General features: G+C 64.7%; 18 protein-coding genes and 1 tRNA gene. 16 read left to right on the top strand and 3 right to left on the bottom strand.

Going from position 1 to position 19408, the window contains the following annotated elements; genetic code table 11:
• The first annotated feature begins 63 nt into the window (after positions 1–63).
• Both ABT23_RS04945 and ABT23_RS04950 read left to right on the top strand, forming a co-directional pair.
• On the top strand, positions 64–1137 hold the full coding sequence (locus ABT23_RS04945; RefSeq protein WP_296632015.1) for a glycosyltransferase family 2 protein: 1074 nt from the start codon (positions 64–66) through the stop codon (positions 1135–1137).
• The gene (locus ABT23_RS04950; protein WP_296632018.1) at positions 1134–2714 is read left to right on the top strand and encodes a glycosyltransferase family 39 protein; all 1581 of its coding nucleotides are present in this window, start codon (positions 1134–1136) and stop codon (positions 2712–2714) included. The genes ABT23_RS04945 and ABT23_RS04950 overlap by 4 nt, the downstream gene beginning before the upstream one ends.
• Here ABT23_RS04950 and ABT23_RS04955 read toward each other — a convergent pair.
• Positions 2641–3033 carry a GtrA family protein gene (locus tag ABT23_RS04955; protein WP_296632021.1) on the bottom strand — a complete coding sequence of 131 codons (393 nt, stop codon included), beginning with the start codon at positions 3031–3033 and terminating at the stop codon, positions 2641–2643. The genes ABT23_RS04950 and ABT23_RS04955 overlap by 74 nt on opposite strands.
• 38 nt (positions 3034–3071) lie before the next feature.
• On the opposite strand from ABT23_RS04955, the gene ABT23_RS04960 reads away from it, so the two are divergent.
• Positions 3072–3941, top strand: a complete 870-nt coding sequence (locus ABT23_RS04960) for a ChbG/HpnK family deacetylase (RefSeq protein WP_296632023.1) — start codon at positions 3072–3074, stop codon at positions 3939–3941.
• Between the two features lie 10 nt (positions 3942–3951).
• On the opposite strand, the gene ABT23_RS04965 is transcribed toward ABT23_RS04960, so the two are convergent.
• Positions 3952–4041 (bottom strand) — tRNA-Ser (locus ABT23_RS04965).
• A 375-nt stretch (positions 4042–4416) separates the two neighbouring features.
• Between ABT23_RS04965 and ABT23_RS04970 the strand changes: the two genes are divergently transcribed.
• The gene (locus ABT23_RS04970; RefSeq protein WP_296632025.1) at positions 4417–5922 is read left to right on the top strand and encodes a hypothetical protein; all 1506 of its coding nucleotides are present in this window, start codon (positions 4417–4419) and stop codon (positions 5920–5922) included.
• A gap of 13 nt (positions 5923–5935) precedes the next feature.
• Here the strand turns inward: ABT23_RS04970 and ABT23_RS04975 are convergent, their stop codons facing one another.
• A complete protein-coding gene (locus ABT23_RS04975) occupies positions 5936–6469 on the bottom strand; it encodes an NUDIX hydrolase (protein WP_296632028.1) in 534 nt (177 codons plus the stop codon).
• A 126-nt stretch (positions 6470–6595) separates the two neighbouring features.
• Here ABT23_RS04975 and ABT23_RS04980 point away from each other — a divergent pair, with 126 nt between their 5' ends.
• The 12 genes from ABT23_RS04980 (at position 6596) to ABT23_RS05035 (ending at position 19361) form a co-directional block, all read left to right on the top strand.
• Positions 6596–7639 (top strand): MoxR family ATPase, encoded by a 1044-nt coding sequence (locus ABT23_RS04980; protein WP_296632031.1) that lies wholly within the window; start codon positions 6596–6598, stop codon positions 7637–7639.
• Positions 7640–7645: 6 nt separating this feature from the next.
• Positions 7646–8902 carry a VWA-like domain-containing protein gene (locus ABT23_RS04985; RefSeq protein WP_296632034.1) on the top strand — a complete coding sequence of 419 codons (1257 nt, stop codon included), beginning with the start codon at positions 7646–7648 and terminating at the stop codon, positions 8900–8902.
• Entirely contained in the window at positions 8899–9741 is an 843-nt protein-coding gene (locus ABT23_RS04990; protein ID WP_296632036.1) for an Hsp33 family molecular chaperone HslO, read from the top strand. Before ABT23_RS04985 ends, ABT23_RS04990 begins: the two co-directional genes overlap by 4 nt.
• Before the next feature lie 11 nt (positions 9742–9752).
• Positions 9753–10037, top strand: coding sequence for a hypothetical protein (locus ABT23_RS04995; protein ID WP_296632038.1), 285 nt, complete (start codon positions 9753–9755; stop codon positions 10035–10037).
• Positions 10038–10152: 115 nt separating this feature from the next.
• The gene (locus tag ABT23_RS05000) at positions 10153–11895 is read left to right on the top strand and encodes an ATPase, T2SS/T4P/T4SS family (protein WP_296632040.1); all 1743 of its coding nucleotides are present in this window, start codon (positions 10153–10155) and stop codon (positions 11893–11895) included.
• Positions 11895–13121 (top strand): type II secretion system F family protein, encoded by a 1227-nt coding sequence (locus ABT23_RS05005; RefSeq protein WP_296632043.1) that lies wholly within the window; start codon positions 11895–11897, stop codon positions 13119–13121. Before ABT23_RS05000 ends, ABT23_RS05005 begins: the two co-directional genes overlap by 1 nt.
• Before the next feature lie 122 nt (positions 13122–13243).
• The gene (locus ABT23_RS05010; protein WP_296632046.1) at positions 13244–13810 is read left to right on the top strand and encodes a type II secretion system protein; all 567 of its coding nucleotides are present in this window, start codon (positions 13244–13246) and stop codon (positions 13808–13810) included.
• 13 nt (positions 13811–13823) lie between these two features.
• Positions 13824–14291 carry a type II secretion system protein gene (locus ABT23_RS05015; RefSeq protein WP_296632050.1) on the top strand — a complete coding sequence of 156 codons (468 nt, stop codon included), beginning with the start codon at positions 13824–13826 and terminating at the stop codon, positions 14289–14291.
• Positions 14281–14841 carry a type II secretion system protein gene (locus ABT23_RS05020; protein ID WP_296632053.1) on the top strand — a complete coding sequence of 187 codons (561 nt, stop codon included), beginning with the start codon at positions 14281–14283 and terminating at the stop codon, positions 14839–14841. Before ABT23_RS05015 ends, ABT23_RS05020 begins: the two co-directional genes overlap by 11 nt.
• Positions 14825–15643 carry a prepilin-type N-terminal cleavage/methylation domain-containing protein gene (locus tag ABT23_RS05025; RefSeq protein ID WP_296632056.1) on the top strand — a complete coding sequence of 273 codons (819 nt, stop codon included), beginning with the start codon at positions 14825–14827 and terminating at the stop codon, positions 15641–15643. The genes ABT23_RS05020 and ABT23_RS05025 overlap by 17 nt, the downstream gene beginning before the upstream one ends.
• Positions 15640–16074 (top strand): hypothetical protein, encoded by a 435-nt coding sequence (locus tag ABT23_RS05030; protein WP_296632058.1) that lies wholly within the window; start codon positions 15640–15642, stop codon positions 16072–16074. The genes ABT23_RS05025 and ABT23_RS05030 overlap by 4 nt, the downstream gene beginning before the upstream one ends.
• Positions 16071–19361 carry a LamG domain-containing protein gene (locus tag ABT23_RS05035; RefSeq protein ID WP_296632061.1) on the top strand — a complete coding sequence of 1097 codons (3291 nt, stop codon included), beginning with the start codon at positions 16071–16073 and terminating at the stop codon, positions 19359–19361. Before ABT23_RS05030 ends, ABT23_RS05035 begins: the two co-directional genes overlap by 4 nt.
• Positions 19362–19408: the final 47 nt, after the last annotated feature.

Consider the following 19408-nt stretch of genomic DNA (forward strand, 5'->3'; position numbering starts at 1 on the left):
GGAGTTTGAAAGGCAGTCAGGCGCATTCTGCATCAACCCCTACTGGATGCGAAACCGGAACCGATGCGCCCATACAAGCTTCATTCCCACGATCTTTCCGTTCTGCCCGTTGCGGAATGGAAAACCTTCCCGTCGACGGCCGAGAAGAACATGGCCGATCGACAGCACTTTTCCGTCCAGCCGCGCGACTGGATTCCGGGACTGTCGATCGTCATCCCGTGCTACAACGAAGCGGAGAATCTGAACCGCCTGCTGCCCCGTTTGCAAAGCGTGCTGCAGTCGCTGGTGACGGACTGGGAGGTCATCCTGGTGGACGACGGCAGCCGCGACGCCACGCACGAAGTATTCGCCTTCTGGTCGGCCCAGCCGGGATTCCAGGTCATCCAGCTGTCGCGCAATTTCGGCAAGGAGGCGGCACTTACCGCAGGCCTGGAGTCGGCGCGTTGCGAAACCTGCCTGATGATGGACGCCGACCTGCAGCATTCGCCGGAACTGATTCCCGCGATGCTGGCGCAATGGCAGCAGGGCTACGACGTGGTCTACGCCGTGCGCGAGCACCGCCGCGATGAAGGGCTGTTCAAGCGTCTGGGCGCCCGCTGGTTCTACCGGCTGGTGAATGCCGGCGCGCGTTTCCAGGTGCCTGCGGATGCCGGCGATTTCCGTCTCATGGACCGGGCGGTGGTCGACGCGCTGCTCGCCCTGCCGGAGCGCAACCGCTTCATGAAGGGGCTGTATGCGTGGGTGGGATTCAAGACATCTGAAATTGCCTACGTGCCGGATGCCCGGGGCAGCGGACGCAGCACCTTCAACCCGTTCCATCTGCTGCGGCTGTCCTTCGACGGCCTGACGGCGTTCACCACCTGGCCGTTGCGTATCGCCAGCCTGCTGGGCTTCATCCTGGCGTTGCTGGCATTCGCCTATGGCGGCTACCTGGTCGTCGACTATTTCCTGAAGGGGATCGCCGTTCCGGGCTGGACCACGATCGTGGTGGGCCTGATGTTGTTTTCCGGGATACAACTCATCGGGCTGGGTGTGCTGGGCGAGTATGTCAGTCGCATCTTCGAGGAGGTCAAGGGGCGCCCCTTGTACGTGGTCCGGCGTCGCGCCGGACGGGGCTTGCGGGATGCGCAGCCATGATCGCGGGATGGAACAGAAAGGAAGCGGGATGGTTCCTGCTGGCACTGGCCTGGCTTGCGTTGACGCTGGGGGTCAGGCCGCTGGCCTTGCCTGACGAGGGGCGCTACGTCAGCGTGGCCTGGGAAATGCTGAGTTCGGGCAACTGGCTATACCCCACCCTGAACGGCCTGCCCTTCTTCCACAAACCGCCCCTGTTTTACTGGATCACGGCGAGCAGCCTGGGCATGTTCGGTCTCCACGAGTGGGCCGCTCGCCTGGCGCCGCTGTTCGGGGCCGGAATCGCGGCCTTCACCCTGTATGGCTTCGCCCTGCGACAAAAAGGCACGACGGTCGCGCGCTGGTCCTTGTTGATCCTGGTGACCCAGCCTTTTTTCTTCGGCGCTGCCCAGTTTGCCAATCTCGACATGCTGGTGGCTGGCCTGATTGCTTCCACCATCCTGCTGGCGGCTGAAGCGGGATTGAATGCCGAAAGGGATCTGCCCTACAAGGGCTTGTTGGCAGGTGCGTATCTGGGTGCGGCGCTGGGCGTTCTGGCCAAAGGGCTGATCGGCGCCGTGCTGCCGGGAATGGTGCTGGTCGCCTGGCTGGCGTGGAATCGCCGCCTGGTCCTGATGCGCAAGCTGGTCTGGCTGCCTGGCCTGGCCATTTTCCTGCTGGTTGCCGTCCCCTGGTTTGTCGCCATGCAGGCGCGGTTCCCCGAATTCCTGAATTACTTCTTCGTCTACCAGCAGTTCCAGCGATTTGCCGAAGGCGGATTCAACAATCCCATGCCGTTCTGGTTTTATCCGCCCGCCATCCTTCTCCTCATCCTGCCCTGGTCCTGGTGGCTGCCTGCCGCGTTGAAACGCACCCGGCTGGAGGCCGAGACGAAGCCGACGATCCGCTCCCTGATGTGGATCTGGCCGGCCGTGATCGTGGGCTTCTTCTCCATTCCGTCCTCCAAGCTGGTGGGCTACGTGCTGCCCGTGCTGCCGCCGTTGGCCTACCTGATAGCCGAGGGGCTGGTACGCAAATGGGGGGATGTGCCGAACCCGCGTTTCCTGAAGGGGTTCGCGCTCGTCGCCGCTGCGGTGTGCCTATCCGCGATCGTGGCCAACAACCTGTTCAACCACAAGACGGACCGGCACTTGAGCAGCCTGATCGCCGCGCAGCGCCAGGCAAGCGAGCCCGTCATGTTCCTGCGGGAGCAGTATTTCGACATGCCGTTCTATCTCGGGCTGACCGAGCCGGTCGAAATATTCGACGACTGGAGTGTGGCCAATACCTCGAAAAACGACAACTGGCGCAAGGTCATGGCCGACGCGGGAAAATTCGACCCGGAAAGGGCGAACCGCTTGCTGATCGACCATGCCCGCCTTGAACATTACATTTGTAGCCACCCGGTTTCATGGCTGGTCGCGCCGAAAGGGACGGAGGGCGAATATCCCTCCCTGCGGAACATCGCGCCGCTGGCGACGCACAAATCGACCGTGGTCTGGCGGCTGACGCGCAGCGAGGTGTCGTCTAGGGGCGGATGCCGGCAAACGCCCAGCGACGACTCAGCAGATAAGTCACCACCGCTACGCACAGCAGGATGATCGCCAGCAGGAAATGATAGGGAACCCGGCTGGTGTGCAGCAGAATGGCATAGGCCGATTCATTGATGGCGAACCCCGCGGCGGACAACAGCAGGAAGCGGCTGGCCGATTGCAGCACCGGTGCGTCGTGATCGGCAAAGGTGAGCAGCTGGTGGCCGCCGTACGAGACGGTGAAGGCGCACAGCCAGCCGCCGACGTTGGCGACCAGGGGCGCGAGATGCATCTTTTCCACCAGCAGGATGACGGTGAGGAGATGGACGAACGCGGCGGTACTGCCCACCAGGATGAAGACAACCGGGCGGTGACGAAGCAGAAACATGGGGGATTCGCCTGGGAAGATCTCCGGCATTCTACGGGATGACGACGCCGCCACAACCTGAACGGATATCCGCACGACGCGTCATCAGCGTGTGCGTGGACGACTTCGGCCAGCACGAAGGCATCAACCGGGCTGCGCTGGAACTGGCGGACCGGCGTCGCGTTTCCGCGGTCAGCTGTCTTGTCGACGGACCGGCCTGGTCTTCGGGCGCCCATGCGTTGCGGGCGCGGACGGACAACGTGGAAGTGGGCCTGCATCTCAACTTCACCGAGGATTTCGGCCAGGGAGGGTGCCATGCGCTGGCCGGGCTGATAGCCCGTGCCTATGGCTGCCAACTCGATCGCATCCGGATCCGCACGGCGGTTGATCGGCAGTTCGATCGTTTCGAGCAGGCCATGGGACGGTTGCCGGATTTCATTGATGGCCACCAACATGTGCATCAGCTGCCCGTGATACGCGACCAGCTCATTGCAGTCATGGATCAACGGTATGGCGCGGCGGTCAGGCCCTGGGTGCGCTCGACGCTTCCGGCAGACGGCTGCCCGCCGTCCACTGCATTCAAAGCGTGGCTGATCGGCCGGCTGGGCGCGAACTCCTTGCGCACGCTGGCCGGCCGGCACGGGTATCCGCAAAGCAATCATCTCGTCGGCGTATACGGATTCGATCTTTCCGAAGCGGACTACCTGGTGAGAATGAAAGCATGGCTCGCCTGCGCACGCGACGGCGACGTACTGATGTGCCACCCGTCGCTGCCGTGGCCGGGCGGGGATGGCTTGCAGGACGCGCGGAACCGGGAATACCGGGCGTTGGCGGGCGAGGCTTTTTCCGCGTTGCTGGAATCTGCCCGGCTGGAAATCGGTCCGCTGTGGGGCCGGGCCGGGAAAGAAGGGAATCGGTGTCAGCCGTAAATCCGGAATCTGGCGGAAGCGGTGAGATTCGAACTCACGGATGGCTTGCGCCATCGCCGGTTTTCAAGACCGGTGCCTTAAACCGCTCGGCCACGCTTCCCTTTGGGTGGAATGCACACGCCGGTTTTAGTTCCGGCCGCCGCTTGCGCGGCTTAACTTGCTGTCGCAAGTGAGCCTGCACTAGCCGACTGCTGCGCAGTGCGGCCAAGACCGGTGCCTTAAACCGCTCGGCCACGCTTCCACGGCGCGCATTGTAGCGGGTTCGCCCGGCCTTGTGCGCGACACGAACCATCAGGAACGGGTTGACGTGGCTTCAACACGAGTTGTCGGATTTTCGTTAGCGCATGCTGCGCGGACGCGGCGCGGGTCGTTCAAAGCTGAGCAAAACCAAGGTGTTGACCACGGCAGCGGGTAGCCGCTTGTTTGGCATAAATGGTGCTGGTCTGCAGACGTCAGAAACCAGCCGACGCCAGCCATGAGCGATTTATTCGAGATGTTGAGCACGATTACCCGCCGCAGAAAAGCCGAGGCGGGCTCGCCGTTTGCCTCCGTGAAGGCGACCGAGAAATGGCTGAAAAATCTGCATGCGGATTCGGATTACGATGCGCACCATGTGTTGGTCGAAGGCCTCGAACGGTTCAACGCGGAAAATGAACCGGCCACGCTCGGCCGAATGAAATCGTTGATGAAGCTGGAAGAGGCGGGGTTGCCCCTGCAGTCCCGCATCATCGAACAATATGTGCGCAACCAGGCCGCCTTCCGCCTGGCGCGCCAGGCGCTGTGGCGCGAGTCATGGGTGTTCTGGTCGCTGCTGGCGGAGGCCTGGCTCTGCTTGCTGAAGCAGGCGTACCGCAATCCGGCCAGCGCCGAACTCAAACCGTTTGCCGCCGAAATGGCCACCCGTGCGGTGCGCTATGCCGGGCGGGTCATGCGCTGGGACTACCATCAGGCGCGCAATCCTGCCGCATCGGCGTGGCGCCGCGTGCACAAGATCTATCGCCTGATCGAGCGTGACGGGTTTGCCACCCAGGCGGTGCAGGTCGATGGACAGCCCACGCACTGCGCCCGCGAATACACGCTGGTCGTGCTGATGGGGCTGGTGCATCCGCTCGGCTACCGCGCGCAGGAAATCGAATCCATCGCCCGGCTTCTCGAACGCTACGAGCCCCTGCCGTTGCCCGCCACCGTGCCGCTGCGCGATGTGCATACCCATCTGGTGGATCTCTCGCTGAGCGAGGGAGCGGCTGTGCTGGAAAGCGAGTGGGTGCAGGGCCGCCGCCTGCGTTACTTTGCGTTGAGCCCGCTGGTCGATTACCTTAAATCGCTCGACGAGGCTGCGACGGAAGTCGACAGTGGACTGACCCGCCAGGTCGCGAGCCTGATCGAGCGCGGCGGCATCCGCCGCGGACGCCAGCGTACGAACCGTTTCGGGCGCGTGTGGGTGGCGGCCGGCATGGAGAAGATTCTGAGCGCGCTGTCCCACCCCGATTCGTCCAAGGGCAGTCCTGACCTCGAACCGTGGATGCTGCGCGACGAGAGCACCGAGGGCATGGGATTTTCCCTGGCCGAGTCGACGGCGTTGCCGCATGGCCGGCTGGTGGCTGTGAGTTGGGACCCGTCGGAGAATGTGTGGCAATTGCTGGCGATACGCTGGGACCGTGAGGAAGGCGGTCAGCATCTGGTGGGGACCCAGCGCCTGTCGCGCCATCCCAAGCGGGTGGAAGTCTATTTCGACGTGGAGGTGCCGGGCATGACCCGCGAACCGGCTTGGGCCGTGTTTCTGCCGATGACCCACACCGAGCAGGGCGTGAGCAATCTGCTGCTTCCGAAAACGCATTACCAGTTGGGCGCGCCGTTGATGCTGCGCGACGGCGACATTGTCTATCGGTTGCGGCTGGGCGAAGTGCAGGAAGGCCACGAAGGCTGGCTGCGCGTCGGCATGGACGTGGTCGGGCGGGAGCAGTTCGTCGCCGCCGCCTGATGTGTCCGGCGCATCAGCGCGTGCGGATGTCGCCGAAATGAAAGTCGAATGAGCCGGTGCGACGGTCGTTGAAATACTGTTCTAGCGTCGCACGCACCGTGCGGAAAGCGATGTCGTCCCAGGGGATCTCGGCTTCGGTGAAGAGCCGGGTTTCGAGCGATTCGATGCCGGGCTGAAAGTCGAGATCGAGCAGCCGGGCGCGGAACATGAAGTACACCTGATTGATATGCGGCAGGTTGTACAAGGTATACAGGCCGCCCACTTCGATGCGCGCGCCGGCTTCTTCCCAGGTTTCGCGCGCCGCGCCTTCGAGCGTGGTTTCGCCGTTCTCCATGAAGCCGGCAGGCAAGGTCCACAGGCCGTATCTGGGTTCGATGGCACGCCGGCACAGCAGCACCTTGTCCTCCCATTCGGGAATGCAGCCGACGACCATCTTGGGGTTCTGGTAATGGACGGTGCCGCAGTCGGGGCAGACATGACGCGGCAGGTGGTCGCCGCTTGGCACGCGCAGCACCACGGCGCTGCCACATTCACTGCAAAAGTTCATGCTGCTTCCAATTCGGTCTGTGTGCAGGCACGGTATCAAAATCCCCCCACCTCGATCAAGGGTGAAACTGGATGCCGGCCGCCCGAGCGATTATCATTCAAGGCCTTACTGTTGTTCTAATTGGCCATGCGTCCCTCCCATATCGAAACCATCCTCAACCGCGAATTCGAGAGCGCGGCCGACGGTCATCACACGCCGGTGATGCTGTGGGGCCCGCCGGGCGTCGGAAAATCGCAGATCGTCGCCAAGATCGCCCAGCAGCATGGCGTGTCGCTGATCGACATCCGGCTGTCGCAAATGGAGCCGACCGACCTGCGCGGCATCCCGTTCCGCAGCGGCCAGCTGGTCGAATGGTCGATCCCTTCGGTGCTGCCGGATGCCGAACGCCACGGCCCGTCGGGCATCCTGTTTCTCGACGAGATCACCTCGGCCCCGCCGTCCGTGTCGGCCGCGGCCTATCAGCTGATTCTCGACCGTCGCCTGGGCGAATACAAAGTGCCGGACGGCTGGGTGATCTTCGCCGCCGGCAATCGCCAAGGCGACCGCGGCGTGACTTATGCGATGCCGGCGCCGCTGGCCAATCGCTTCACGCATTACGAGGTCGAGGTGAACCTGGACGACTGGGTGGACTGGGCGCACAGCGAGGACATCGATCCGCGCGTGATCGCCTTCCTGCGCTTCCGCCCCGATCTGCTGTTCAGTTTCGACCCGGCGCACACGCCGATCGCCTTTCCCAGCCCGCGCTCGTGGGAATACGCGCATCGCGCGTTGCAGAAATTCGACAAGACCGATCTGCTGGCCGATGCGCTGATGGCCTGCGTCGGACAGTCGGCCGGCCTGGAACTCAAGACCTTCGTCGACAACATGGCGCAGATGCCCGACATCGATGCCATCATCGCCGGCGAGGTGGCGGACGTCCCCGAAGGGATCGACCTGCAGTACGGCGTCGCGGCTGCACTGGTCCGGCGCGCGCTGAAGGCGGCCGACAGCGGCAATGCCACGGCGGTGTATGGCAATATCCTCAAGTACGCGCAGCGTTTCCCGCAGCGCGAAATGGGCGTGATGCTGGTGAGCGATCTGCATCGCGCGGTGGGGCGCCCGCTGTTCGCCGTGCCGGCCTTCGCCGAATGGGCCAACAGCATCACCGATCTGGTTTTATACGAGCATTGATGTCCCATGGCTGAAGCCAACGACGCCACGCTCGAACCCATCCTGACCAAGCTCGCCGCGGCGCGCACGCGACTTATCATGGAGCGCCCGTTTCTCGGCGCGCTGGTGATGCATCTGCCGCTGAAGGTCGGCGGCGAGGGATGCACGACCACCGGCACCGACGCGCAGGCCTTCTATTTCAACCCGAAATTCATCGACAACCTCAATCTCGCGCAGACGCAGTTCGTGCTGGCGCACGAGGCGATGCACTGCGCGATGGGGCATACCCACCGGCGAAACCATCGCGTCAAACGGCGCTGGGACGTGGCCTGCGATCATGCGGTCAACCTGATCCTGATCGAGGAAGGCCTGAAACCGCCGCTGCACGGCATCCTTGCCGACCAGAATTACATGACGCTGTCGGCGGAGGAAATCTATCCGCTGATCCCCGAGGACACGCCGGAAGAGTCCTTCGACCAGCACATGTTCGACAACGACAACGACGCCGGTGCCAGCCCCGACGAGAACCAGCGCCAGGACAACCCCGATGCCGGCGAATCCGGGGGGCAGGGCAGGGAAGGCCAGAGCCAAGCCGAGGAAAAAGAGGGCAGCGGCAGCCAGGCCTCGCAGAAGCCGAACGAGTTGTCGCCCAGCGAGCGCGAGGAACTCGCCGAGCAGTGGAAGAATCGCCTGGCCGCCGCCGCCCAGGCCGCACGTCAGGCTGGCAAGCTGTCGCAGTCGATGATGCGCTGGGTCGACGATCTGCTCGCCCCCAGCCTGCCCTGGCGATCGCTCCTGGCGCGTTTCTTCGCGGTCAATCAGCGTGACGACTATTCGTGGCGCCGGCCGTCGCGGCGCGAGGGCGACGCGCTGCTGCCGCGCCTGTCGAGCGAGGGCATCGACGTGGTGGCGGCGATCGACACCAGCGGCTCGATCAGCGACGAGGAATTGCGCGAGTTCGTCACCGAGCTCGATGCCTTGAAGGGCCAGGTGCGTGCACGCGTCACCCTGCTGGCGTGCGACAACCATGTGGCGGAACAGGCCCCGTGGGAATTCGAGCCCTGGGACACCATGCAGCTGCCGACCGAGCTCTCAGGCGGCGGCGGTACCGATTTCCGCCCGGTATTCGACTGGGTCGAGCACGAAAACCGCAGCCCCAACATGCTGGTGTATTTCACCGATGCCGAAGGCGATTTCCCCAAAGTCCCGCCGAATTACCCGGTGATCTGGCTGGTCAAGGGCAAGGGCGTAGTGCCCTGGGGCGAACGGGTGCAGCTGAATTGAGCGGGCCACCCGACCGCGTCCGCAGCTTCCTGTTCGAGCAGCTTGACATCCGGGGCGCCTGGGTACAGCTGGGCGGCGCCTGGCGCGAGATGACGGCGGGGCGCGATTACCCTGAGCCCGCGCTCGAATTGCTGGGCCAGTTGGCGGGGGTGACCACGCTGATCGCCGCCAACCTCAAGCAGGCAGGGCGACTGACTTTCCAGCTGCGCGGCGACGGCGAAGTGTCGCTACTGGTGATGGACTGCGACGAGCAGTTGCGCCTGCGCGGCATGGCGCGCACGCCGCCGCATCTGTCCGCGGGCAGTCTGCCGGCCCTGCTGGGCGACGGTGCGCTGACCCTGACCCTCGATACCGCCGACATGCGCCAGCCCTACCAGAGCCATGTCCCCTTGCAGGGCGATACGCTCGCCGCCGTATTCGAGCATTACCTCGCGCAGTCCGAGCAGGCGCCGACCCGGTTGTGGCTGGCGGCCAATCACGAGACCGCGGCGGGCCTGTTTTTGCAGGCCTTGCCGGGCGCAGCCATGCGCGATGCCGATGGCTGGAATCGGGTGCAGATCCTGGCCGACACGGTGCGGGCGGACGAATTGCTCGGCCTCGGCGCGATCAAGCTGATCGAGCGCCTGTTTCCGGAAGAGGACGTGCGCGTGTACGATCCGCGCCCGGTCAGTTATCACTGCCCGTATGATCCGGACAAGATCTACTCCATGTTGCGCAGCGTCGGGCGCGCAGAATGCGAAGACATCCTTGCCGAGCAGGGCGAAATACGGGTGCACGACGACATCTGCAACCACGAGTACGTGCTGGATGCGGCCGCGGTGGCGGCTTTGTTCGAATGAAAGGGGGAGCGATGCGGACAGGATGGATACTGGCAGGGCTGCTGATTTTCGCGAACGGGGCACAGGCGGAGGACGGACGCTACCAGGCGTTGCCGCTGGCCGGGGCCGAGGGCGGCAAGGGTGGCGGGCGGGCGCTCATTCTCGATACCCGCGACGGCCATGTATGGATCTGGAGCGAGAACGAACTCATTACCGCGCCGGATGGCCACCGCCGTTATGGCACGGGCTTCATCTATCAGGGCAGGCTGCGCCCCGGCAACCAGGCGGGCGAATTCATCGAACAGCAGGCCAAGTGAACGCGCGACTTCGTCTGTCGCCCGGTCTTGGGTGGGGCGGCGGACGGCCTATGGCTTAAGGCGAAGCCTGTCCGGGCCGATATGTGCTCATACTTGCGCACCCATCCGAGAAAAAATGCAGACCGAGTCAGCCCCCCAACCCGCTTCCCCACAGGCCGGACGCCAGAAAATCCGCCTGGGCGACCTGCTCGTCGAGCAGAAAGTCATCTCCAGCGCCGACCTGGACATCGCACTGGCGGCGCAGAAGAAAAGCGGGCGCCGCCTGGGCCGCATCATCGTCGAAAGCGGGCTGGCAGGCGAAAACGACATTGCGCAGGCGCTGGCGCGGCAATTGAATCTTCCCTTCATCGATCTCAGGAAATTCAATCCGGATGCCTCCATCCTGCAGCTGTTGCCGGAAACGCAGGCAAGGCGTTTCCGGGCCATGCCGCTGGCGCGGCGGGACAGCAGTATTTTCGTCGGCATGGCCGATCCGACCGATCTGTTTGCCTACGATGAAATCGCCCGGTTGATCCCGGACGATATCCAGCTTGCCGTGGTGGCGGAAGGCGACCTGCTGGCGGCCATCGACCGGATCTACCGGCGAACCGACGATATCCACGGCCTGACCGAGGAACTCGCGCGCGACATGGGCGAGAGCGAGGCCAGCATCATCGGCCTGGAAGCGCTGGGCGAAGGGCAGGCCGATGCGCCCGTGGTGCGCTTGCTGCAGACCCTGTTCGAGGATGCGCTGCAGGTCAATGCGTCCGACCTGCACATCGAACCGCAGGAAAAACAGCTGGCCATCCGTTTCCGCATCGACGGCGTGCTGCATCCGCAGACCCAGGCCGATCTCAAGATTGCGCCGGCGCTGGCCCTGCGGCTCAAGATCGTGTCCGGGCTGGATATTTCGGAAAAGCGCCTGCCGCAGGACGGCCGCTTTGCGGTCAAGGTGCGCGGCCGCACCGTCGACGTGCGGCTGTCCACCATGCCTACGCAATACGGCGAGTCCGTGGTGATGCGGCTGTTGAGCCAGGGCGACAACATGCTTGCCGTCGACAGCCTCGGCATGCCACCCGACATGCAGGAACGCTTTCGCGCCATCCTGCACCGTCCCAACGGCCTGGTCCTGGTGACTGGTCCGACCGGCAGCGGCAAGACGACTACGCTCTATGCCGCGCTCGGCGAACTCAACGACCCGGGCACCAAGATCATCACGGTCGAAGACCCGGTGGAATACCGGCTTGCCGGCATCAATCAGGTGCAGGCGAACGACAAGATCGACCTCAGCTTTGCCCGGGTGCTGCGCGCCATCCTGCGCCAGGATCCGGACGTGATCCTGGTCGGCGAGATGCGCGATGCCGAAACCGCGCAGGTCGCGCTCCGGGCGGCCATGACGGGCCATCTGGTGCTGTCCACCCTGCACACCAATGATGCGGCCTCCACCCCGGTTCGCCTGCTCGACATGGGCGTTCCCGCGTTCATGGTGGCGACGTCGGTACAGGGCGTGCTGGCGCAGCGCCTCCTGCGCAAGGTGTGCGGCCATTGCAAGGCCCCGCATGTGCCGACGCCGCAGGAGCGGGTCTGGCTCGGGCGGGCCCAAGCCGACCAGGCCGACGACGGCTATGTCGCGGGCACGGGCTGCGACCGCTGCCATGGCACCGGTTATTCCGGACGCCGTGCCGTCCATGAGTTGCTTGAAATCAATACCGCGCTGGCGGAAAGCCTGGCGCGCAAGAATCCGGCCGAATTCGTGGCCGCCGCACGCGCGTCCATGGCCGGCCATACCCTGCGCGACCAGGCCATCGCGTTGGCACGGGCCGGCGTGACCTCGCTGGCCGAGGCGATGCGCGCCAGCGCCCAGGACGAGACAAGCTGATGCTGCGCTTTGCCTATACCGGCCGCACCCGAAGCGGCGAGAAGGCCCAGGGTATTCTTGAGGCGGACAATGCTGCCGCATGCGCCAGCAACCTGCTGAAAAACGGCATTTCGCCCGTCACCATCCAGGAAACCGGGCAATCCGAGCGGCGCGGGGCGAAGCCGAAAAGCCTCAGTCTCTTCGAGCCTGCCGTCCAGCCCATCGACGTGCAGCTGTTTTCGCGCCAGCTCTACACCCTGATGCGCGCCGGCGTTCCGATCCTGCGGTCGCTATCGGGCCTCCTCGAGTCGACCACCAATGCGGCCTTTGCCCGGGTGATCACGTCGCTGAAGGAATCGCTCGAAGCGGGACGCGACCTGTCGACGGCGATGCGCCAGCATCCCGCGGTCTTTTCGCCGTTTTACATTGCGATGGTGCGGGTAGGGGAGGCGACCGGACGCCTGGACGAAATCTTCCTGCGCATGTTCGAGCACCTCGAATTCGAACGCGAGACCCGCGCCCGCATCCGCGAAGCGCTGCGTTACCCGATCTTCGTGCTCATCGCCATGGTGGTCGCGATCGCCGTCATCAACGTCTTCGTCATCCCGGCTTTTGCCAAGGTCTACGCCGGCCTCGGGGCGGAGTTGCCGCTGATGACGCGCATTCTCATCGAAACCTCGCGCCTGACCATCGCCTATGGCTGGCTCATGCTGGCCGGGCTGGTGCTGGCCATCATGGGATTCCGCATGTGGCGCGTCACCCCCGGCGGGCGCCTGCTATGGGACCGCTTCAAGCTCAGGCTGCCGCTCACCGGGTCGATCATGCTGCGCAGCACGCTGGCCCGTTTCGCGCGCACGCTGGCGCTGTCGCTGAAAAGCGGCATTCCCGCGGCGCAGGCGCTCTCGGTGGTGGCCGAAGTCACCGACAACGCCTGGATCGCCTCGCGCGTCGAGCAGATGCGCAACGGCATCGAGCGCGGCGAATCGGTCCTGCGCACCGCGCAGAACGCAGCCGTGTTCAACCCGGTGGTGCTGCAGATGATCGCCGTCGGCGAGGAAACCGGCAGCATCGATGAGCTCATGCAGGAAGTCTCCGGGATGTACGAACGCGAGGTGGACTATGAAATCAAGACCCTGGCCGCCCGTATCGAACCGCTGATCATCGTCGCCCTGGGCGGCGTCGTGCTGGTGCTGGCACTCGGCGTGTTCCTGCCGATGTGGGACCTCGCCAGCGTCGCCATCAAGTGACGTCCTGATCGTAATTTCATGTTTTTGTTCAAGTCTCGGCCGAGTGCGCCGAAATAGGTCCTGTGGCTGCCGCAGGCGGCCGGCGCATGAGACCAACCTATTCGAATAAGCAGGAGAACACTATGCACACCCTGAAGGACATGAAAACCAGGCAGCGCGGCTTCACCATGATCGAACTCATCGTCGTCATCGTCATCCTCGGCATCCTCGCCGCGGTGGCGCTGCCGCGCTTCACCAACATCCAGCGCGATGCCCGGATTGCCAAGCTGAATGCGGCGCGGGGCGCGGTGTTGGCGGCGTCGGGAATGATTCATGGCGCGGCTCTGGTGCGCGGCGGCGTGGCTGATACAGCCAATTGCCCAGTGAACTTGGGGCCAGCCCCCAACCGCGCTGACAACACGACCAACCTGTGTACTGAATCGGGGCGTGTCGCGATCGTTAACGCGTACCCTGCGGCCACGTGGGACGGAATTGTGAATGCGGCGGGACTCACCTCCACCTTCGCCAACACCTCGGCGGCTTTGGACGCTGCGCTTACAGCTGATGGTTATGCGCAGGTGGCATCGGGCGCGAACATCCGGATTCAGGTGCTCGGTGGCAGCAACCCGGCCAACTGCCGCTTCCAATACAATCCGGCGGCTGCCAACGGCGCACCGGTAATCAGTGCAATTACCACAACTGGCTGTTGATTCGCCATTGATCATGCTTCATTTGAACCGCGGCTCAAGCCGCGGTTTTACCATGGTGGAACTGATCCTGGTGATCGTCATCGCCGGCATTCTCGCGGCGGTGGCCGCGCCGCGCATGATGGGCCGCAGCGGCTTCGACACCCGCGGCTACGCTGACCAGCTGGCTTCCACCGTGCGCTTCGCGCAGAAGCTGGCCGTCGCCCAGCACGCCGATGTCTACGTGCAACTGACGGCAAACGATGCCACCCTCTGCTATCTTGCCACCATGCCGTGCCCGGTTGCCAGCCAGGCGCCCGGGCCTGGCAGCGAAAAGCCCTACACCGTCAACGCGCCAAGCGGCGTGGCAATCACGCCGACTACAACGCTCCACTTCGATGCCGGCGGGCGCCCCGTGAATCTCGCTGCCCGGCTCGACATCCACGTCAACGGCAGCGGGACGCATCATGTGTTCGTCGAGCAGGAGACCGGCTATGTCCACTGACGAACGCGGCCTCAGCCTGATCGAGTTGCTGGTGTTCATCGTGGTGGTGGGCATTGCGGTGACCGGGGTGCTGTCGGTCTTCAGTCTGAACGCGCGGACCAGCGCCGATCCGGTGGTGCAGAAACAGGCGCTCGCCATCGCCGACTCGCTGCTCGAGGAAGTGCTGGCCAAGCCCTACACCTATTGCGATCCCGACGATGCCAATGTGGAGACGGCACAAAATGCATTGGTGGGCCCCTTGGATTGCGCCACGACTCCGGAAAGCATGGGGCCTGAGTTAGCTCAAGGTGAGTCGCGCAATGCCAACCTCACGCCGTTCGACAACGTCAACGACTACAACGGCTTTGCTATGACAGGCATCGTCGACCCCAGCGGCAATGCGGTTCCCGATCTGAATGGCTACACGGCCACGGTTCAGGTACAACCAGCCGGCGCATTCAACGGCATCCCCGCCGGTGAAACCCTGCTCGTCACCGTGACCGTCACCGGCCCTGGCAACCACAGCGTCACCTTGTCCGGCTACCGCACACGCTATGCGCCCAACCTCTGACCACGCCGGTTTCACCCTGATCGAGATGATCATCGTCATCGCGATCACCGCCATCGTCGGTTCGATGGTGGCAGTGTTCCTGCGCGCGCCGCTGGAGAGCTACGTGGCCCAGGACCGCCGCGCACGCCTCGCCGACGCGGCCGACACCGCGCTGCGGCGCATGGGGCGCGACATCCGGCTGGCGCTGCCCAACAGCGTGCGCGTCACCACGGATGCGGCCGGCGTGGTGTATCTGGAGTTTCTCGGCACCCGCAGCGGCGGGCGCTACCGCGCGCAGGGCGGCGGCGACATCCTCGATTTCACCGTGTCCGACACGGGTTTCGACGTGCTCGGCCCCGGTATCGATATGAAGGCCGGCGACCTGATCGCCGTATACAACCTCGGCATAACCGGGGCCGACGCCTGGGCGGGCAACACGCTCGCGGCCTATGCGGGTGCGCCCGGTAACGTGACTCATATCGCCATTACTTCCAAGCAGTTTCCGCTGGCCTCGCCCGGCAACCGCTTCCAGGTCGTCGACGGGCCGGTGACCTATGTGTGCGCGCCGAACCCGGCGAATCCTGCGCTGGGTACGCTCACACGCTACTGGGGGTATGCCATCGCCGCGGCTAAGCCCACGCCGCCCGCGCCGCCCGCGCCCGCCTCGAGCGCGCTCCTGGCGACCAACGTCAGCGCATGCAGCTTCACGTACCAGCCCGGCGCCACTGAACGCGGCGGGCTGGTCAGCATGACGCTTGATCTGAGCCAGGCGGGCGAAACCGTGCGCCTGTATGCCACGACGCAGGTGAGCAACCAGCCATGAACCGGATGCCGCGCACCGAGTCCGGTTTCGTCCTGCCGACCGCGATCTTCCTGCTGGTCGTACTGGCCGCGCTGGCGACCTACATGGTGTCGCTGTCGCGCACCAGCCACATCAGCAGCGCGCTCGACGTCCAGGGGACGCGCGCCTATCTGGCGGCGCGCGCCGGCATCGAGTGGGGGGCGTGGCAGGTGGTCGATCCGCAACACCTCCAGCCGAGCCCAGCACCATGCCCGGCTTCGCCCTACACGCTGACGGGGCTCGGCGGAACGCTTGCCGCGTTTACCGTGAAAGTGACCTGCACCCAGTCCGCCCCCTACACCGACGGGGCCGATACGGTCACGGTTTACCAGATCACCTCGACCGCGACGTCGGGCGCGCCCCACGAGGTGGATTACGTCGAGCGGCAGATCCAGGCGAGTTTCTCGAAATGAACAGGATCGCCAGGCGCCTCGTGTTCGCCGCCGTTCGAATGTTCGGCCGCCTCGTCTTGGGCAGGTGGCTCGTCCTGTTGTGTGGCGGTCCGCTTGGGATTGCGCTGGCCCTCGCGCCGGCGCACGCGGCGACCTATTCCAGCATGGCCACGACCTCGAACTGGGTCAATCCGTCCGCGCATACGCACGTCACCTGGACGCACGGTGCATCCTGCAGTTCGGGCTACGCGGGCGCGCCCGTCGACGACGACATCACGGCGCAGCTTCCCCTGGGGTTCACGTTCAATTTCGGCGGCGTGAACTACACGCAGGTGCAGATCATGAGTAACGGCCGCCTGCAATTCAACAACGGATACTGCGGCTATGGTACCCAGACGGTAGGGCCGCCGCCGACCTATACCTATCCGTATCCCACCGCCAGCGTGTCCAGGACCCTGCGCATCTATGGCGTGGACCTGGATGCCACGCCAAGCGGGCCGTCGGGGGTGTGCCCCACCGCGACCTGCTATGTGAGCTACGCCACGGAAGGCACAGCACCCAACCGCCGTTTCGTCGTGACCTGGGTGAACGTCCCGGAGTGGGGCGCCACGACGCGTACCGGGAGCTTCAATCTGCAGATCATTCTTGAGGAAACGACCAACGAGTTCGTCTACCAGTTCGGCCCGAGCAGCCATCCCACCGGCGGCTCCGCGCAGATCGGCTGGCAGTTGAGCCCGACGGATTATGCGGTGTGGTCCACGCCCGTCGTGCCGCCTGCCAATTCAGCGGTGCGGTTCTACGTGCCGGGACCGATCGCCGAATTCCACATGGACGAGCCGATCTGGTCGGGCGCGGCGGGCGAGGTGCTGGACAGCGCCGGCCACGGCTACGACGCGACGGCGACCAACGGTGCGGCCACCAGCAGCGCAGCACCGGCGATTGCGGGCACGCCGGGCACCTGCGGCTACGGCGTGTTCGACGGCAACAACGACTATGTTGCGATCCCCGCAAGCTTTCCCAACCTCGCCACGGACTTCACCCTGACCGCGTGGATACGCACCACCAACAACGCCAAGAGCGGCCAGCGCATTTTCATCGACGACCAGAACAATACCGGCGGCTATGGCTTCAGCCTGGGCGATGGCGGTGCCGGCAGGCTGCGTTTCTATACGCGGGCGCTCAATCCGATCATTCTGGATACGCCCAACGTCATCCAGAACAACACCTGGTATTTCGTCGCGGCGGTGGCGGATCTCGGGGCCAGGACCAAGAGCTTGTACGTCTACAACCAGGCCGGCACCCAGCTTGCCTACGTCACCCAAACCTACACCGGAACCTGGGGCACCGATGTCGGCGCGGCGTCGATCGGTGGCGAGAACAATGCCTCCACGGAAAACGGGTCGAGCTTCAGGTTCAGCGGCAATCTGGATGAGGTCGGCGTGTACAAGGGCGCAATGAACGCGGCGCAACTGAGCCAGGTGATGGGCCAGAAACGGCCGTGCAGCATCGTCACGGTGATCGCGCCCGCCGGATTCAACGCATTCGAGACCGGCACGCCGGCGGGCAGTGCAAGCGGCGTGATCCATACCAAGGTGTCCGCCGGCGCGTTCAACCTGGCCGTGGTCGCGCTCAAGAGCGGCGGCGCGGCCGTCGAAACCGCCTTCACCGGCAATGTGAAACTGGAACTCGTCGACGCATCGGCGGGCGCCAGTTGCGGGGCCTATGGCCTGATCCGCAGCATGGGCACGCTGACGTTCGCTGCGGGCGACGCGGGGCGCAAGACGCTGGCTGGTATCGTCGAACCGAATGCCTGGCCCAACGCGCGCATCCGCATGACGTATCCGGCGACTGGCGCGCCGACGATCGTCGCCTGCTCGACCGACAACTTCGCCATCCGGCCGGCGAGCTTCGGCGGCGTGACGGTGAGCGATGTCGACAGTGTCAGCGCCGGAGCCACTCGCACGCTTGCCAATACCGCGGTGTCCGGCGGCAACGTCCACAAGGCCGGGCAGCCATTCCAGATCGTGGCGACGGCCGCTAACGCGGTGGGCGCCGCCACCACGAACTACAGCGGCAATCCCGCGGCCAGCCTGACGGCCTGCGTGCTGCCCGCCACGGGCTGCACCCTGGGCACGCTCGCGACCGGCACCTGGTCTGCCGCCGCCGGCACGGTGACGACCACCGGTGCCCGCTATTCCGAAGTCGGCGCCTTCGCCATGAAGCTCTCGGACGCCAGCTTCGCAGCGGTGGATGCCGCGGACGGCTCCAGCGCGGTCGAACGGACGATCGAATCGGCGGCCTTCAACGTCGGCCGCTTCGTGCCCGACCATTTCGACCTGACGAAGGCCAGCACGCCCGTCTTCAAGACCTTCAATGAAGTGGATGCGAATTGCCCCGCCCCAACCAAGCGTTCGTTCACCTATGTCGGCCAGCCCTTCGGCTATCTCACGCTGCCGCAGGCCACGATCACGGCGAAAAATGCCGCCGGCGCCACCACGCTCAACTACACGGGCGCGCTGTGGAAGCTCGCGCCCGCAGGCGCCGTGCAAACCTATACCCCCGTCACCGGCAATCTGGATATCGGCTTGCTGGGGGCGCCGACCGTCACCGCGGGCGGCGCCGGGGCAGGTACCCTGGTGGCCAATGCGGCGGACGAAATCGCGTTTGTGCGCACCACCCCGGTTGCGCCCTTCATTGCGGACATCAGCCTGTCGATGAGCATCCAGGACATCGCCGAGGCGGGCGTGTCCGGCAACGGCACCGTTGACACCCTTGCGCCCGCGCTGTTCGCAAGCATCGCCTTCGACGCGGTCACTGCGGCCAATGCGGGCAAAGAAATCCGCTTTGGCCAGCTGGTCCTGACCAACGCCCTCGGTTCGGAACTGCTCGGCCTGCCGGTGCCGATCGAGACCCGCTACTGGAATGGCAGCGGGTTTGTCCTCAATACAGCGGATTTCTGCACCCGACTTGCCGCCAACACTGTGACGCTCTCCAATTGGCAGCGTGCGCTCAATGCCTGCGAGACTTCGGTGTCATTGTCCGGCCGTTTCAACGCGGGCCGTGGCAACCTGCGGTTGTCCTCACCGGGTGCGAACAATACCGGCAGCGTTGACCTTACTGTGCAGCTGGGTGCCGTGGCCAGCGGCAGCACATGTCCGGCGGGACCGGCCGTTGCGGCATCGCAAAGCTGGCTGCAGGGCCACTGGAGCGGTGCAGGCGTGACGTACGACCAGGATCCCGCGGCGCGCGCCAGTTTTGGCCTGAATCGCGGCAGCAAACCGCTGATCTATCTGCGTGAGATGTATTGAGCCAGATTAAATCCTTTGACAACAACAGCTTATTTATTTAAGTTCAG

It is taken from the genome of Thiobacillus sp. SCN 63-57, from assembly GCF_001725555.1.
GTDB lineage: Bacteria > Pseudomonadota > Gammaproteobacteria > Burkholderiales > Thiobacillaceae > Thiobacillus.

Excerpts from the sequence above, each read along its gene's own strand:
- ABT23_RS04945 (WP_296632015.1), top strand. The coding sequence starts at position 64 with ATGCGCCCATACAAGCTTCATTCCCACGATCTTTCCGTTCTGCCCGTT.
- ABT23_RS04950 (WP_296632018.1), top strand. The coding sequence starts at position 1,134 with ATGATCGCGGGATGGAACAGAAAGGAAGCGGGATGGTTCCTGCTGGCA.
- ABT23_RS04955 (WP_296632021.1), bottom strand. The coding sequence starts at position 3,033 with ATGTTTCTGCTTCGTCACCGCCCGGTTGTCTTCATCCTGGTGGGCAGT.
- ABT23_RS04960 (WP_296632023.1), top strand. The coding sequence starts at position 3,072 with ATGACGACGCCGCCACAACCTGAACGGATATCCGCACGACGCGTCATC.
- ABT23_RS04970 (WP_296632025.1), top strand. The coding sequence starts at position 4,417 with ATGAGCGATTTATTCGAGATGTTGAGCACGATTACCCGCCGCAGAAAA.
- ABT23_RS04975 (WP_296632028.1), bottom strand. The coding sequence starts at position 6,469 with ATGAACTTTTGCAGTGAATGTGGCAGCGCCGTGGTGCTGCGCGTGCCA.
- ABT23_RS04980 (WP_296632031.1), top strand. The coding sequence starts at position 6,596 with ATGCGTCCCTCCCATATCGAAACCATCCTCAACCGCGAATTCGAGAGC.
- ABT23_RS04985 (WP_296632034.1), top strand. The coding sequence starts at position 7,646 with ATGGCTGAAGCCAACGACGCCACGCTCGAACCCATCCTGACCAAGCTC.
- ABT23_RS04995 (WP_296632038.1), top strand. The coding sequence starts at position 9,753 with ATGCGGACAGGATGGATACTGGCAGGGCTGCTGATTTTCGCGAACGGG.
- ABT23_RS05000 (WP_296632040.1), top strand. The coding sequence starts at position 10,153 with ATGCAGACCGAGTCAGCCCCCCAACCCGCTTCCCCACAGGCCGGACGC.
- ABT23_RS05005 (WP_296632043.1), top strand. The coding sequence starts at position 11,895 with ATGCTGCGCTTTGCCTATACCGGCCGCACCCGAAGCGGCGAGAAGGCC.
- ABT23_RS05010 (WP_296632046.1), top strand. The coding sequence starts at position 13,244 with ATGCACACCCTGAAGGACATGAAAACCAGGCAGCGCGGCTTCACCATG.
- ABT23_RS05015 (WP_296632050.1), top strand. The coding sequence starts at position 13,824 with ATGCTTCATTTGAACCGCGGCTCAAGCCGCGGTTTTACCATGGTGGAA.
- ABT23_RS05020 (WP_296632053.1), top strand. The coding sequence starts at position 14,281 with ATGTCCACTGACGAACGCGGCCTCAGCCTGATCGAGTTGCTGGTGTTC.
- ABT23_RS05025 (WP_296632056.1), top strand. The coding sequence starts at position 14,825 with ATGCGCCCAACCTCTGACCACGCCGGTTTCACCCTGATCGAGATGATC.
- ABT23_RS05030 (WP_296632058.1), top strand. The coding sequence starts at position 15,640 with ATGAACCGGATGCCGCGCACCGAGTCCGGTTTCGTCCTGCCGACCGCG.
- ABT23_RS05035 (WP_296632061.1), top strand. The coding sequence starts at position 16,071 with ATGAACAGGATCGCCAGGCGCCTCGTGTTCGCCGCCGTTCGAATGTTC.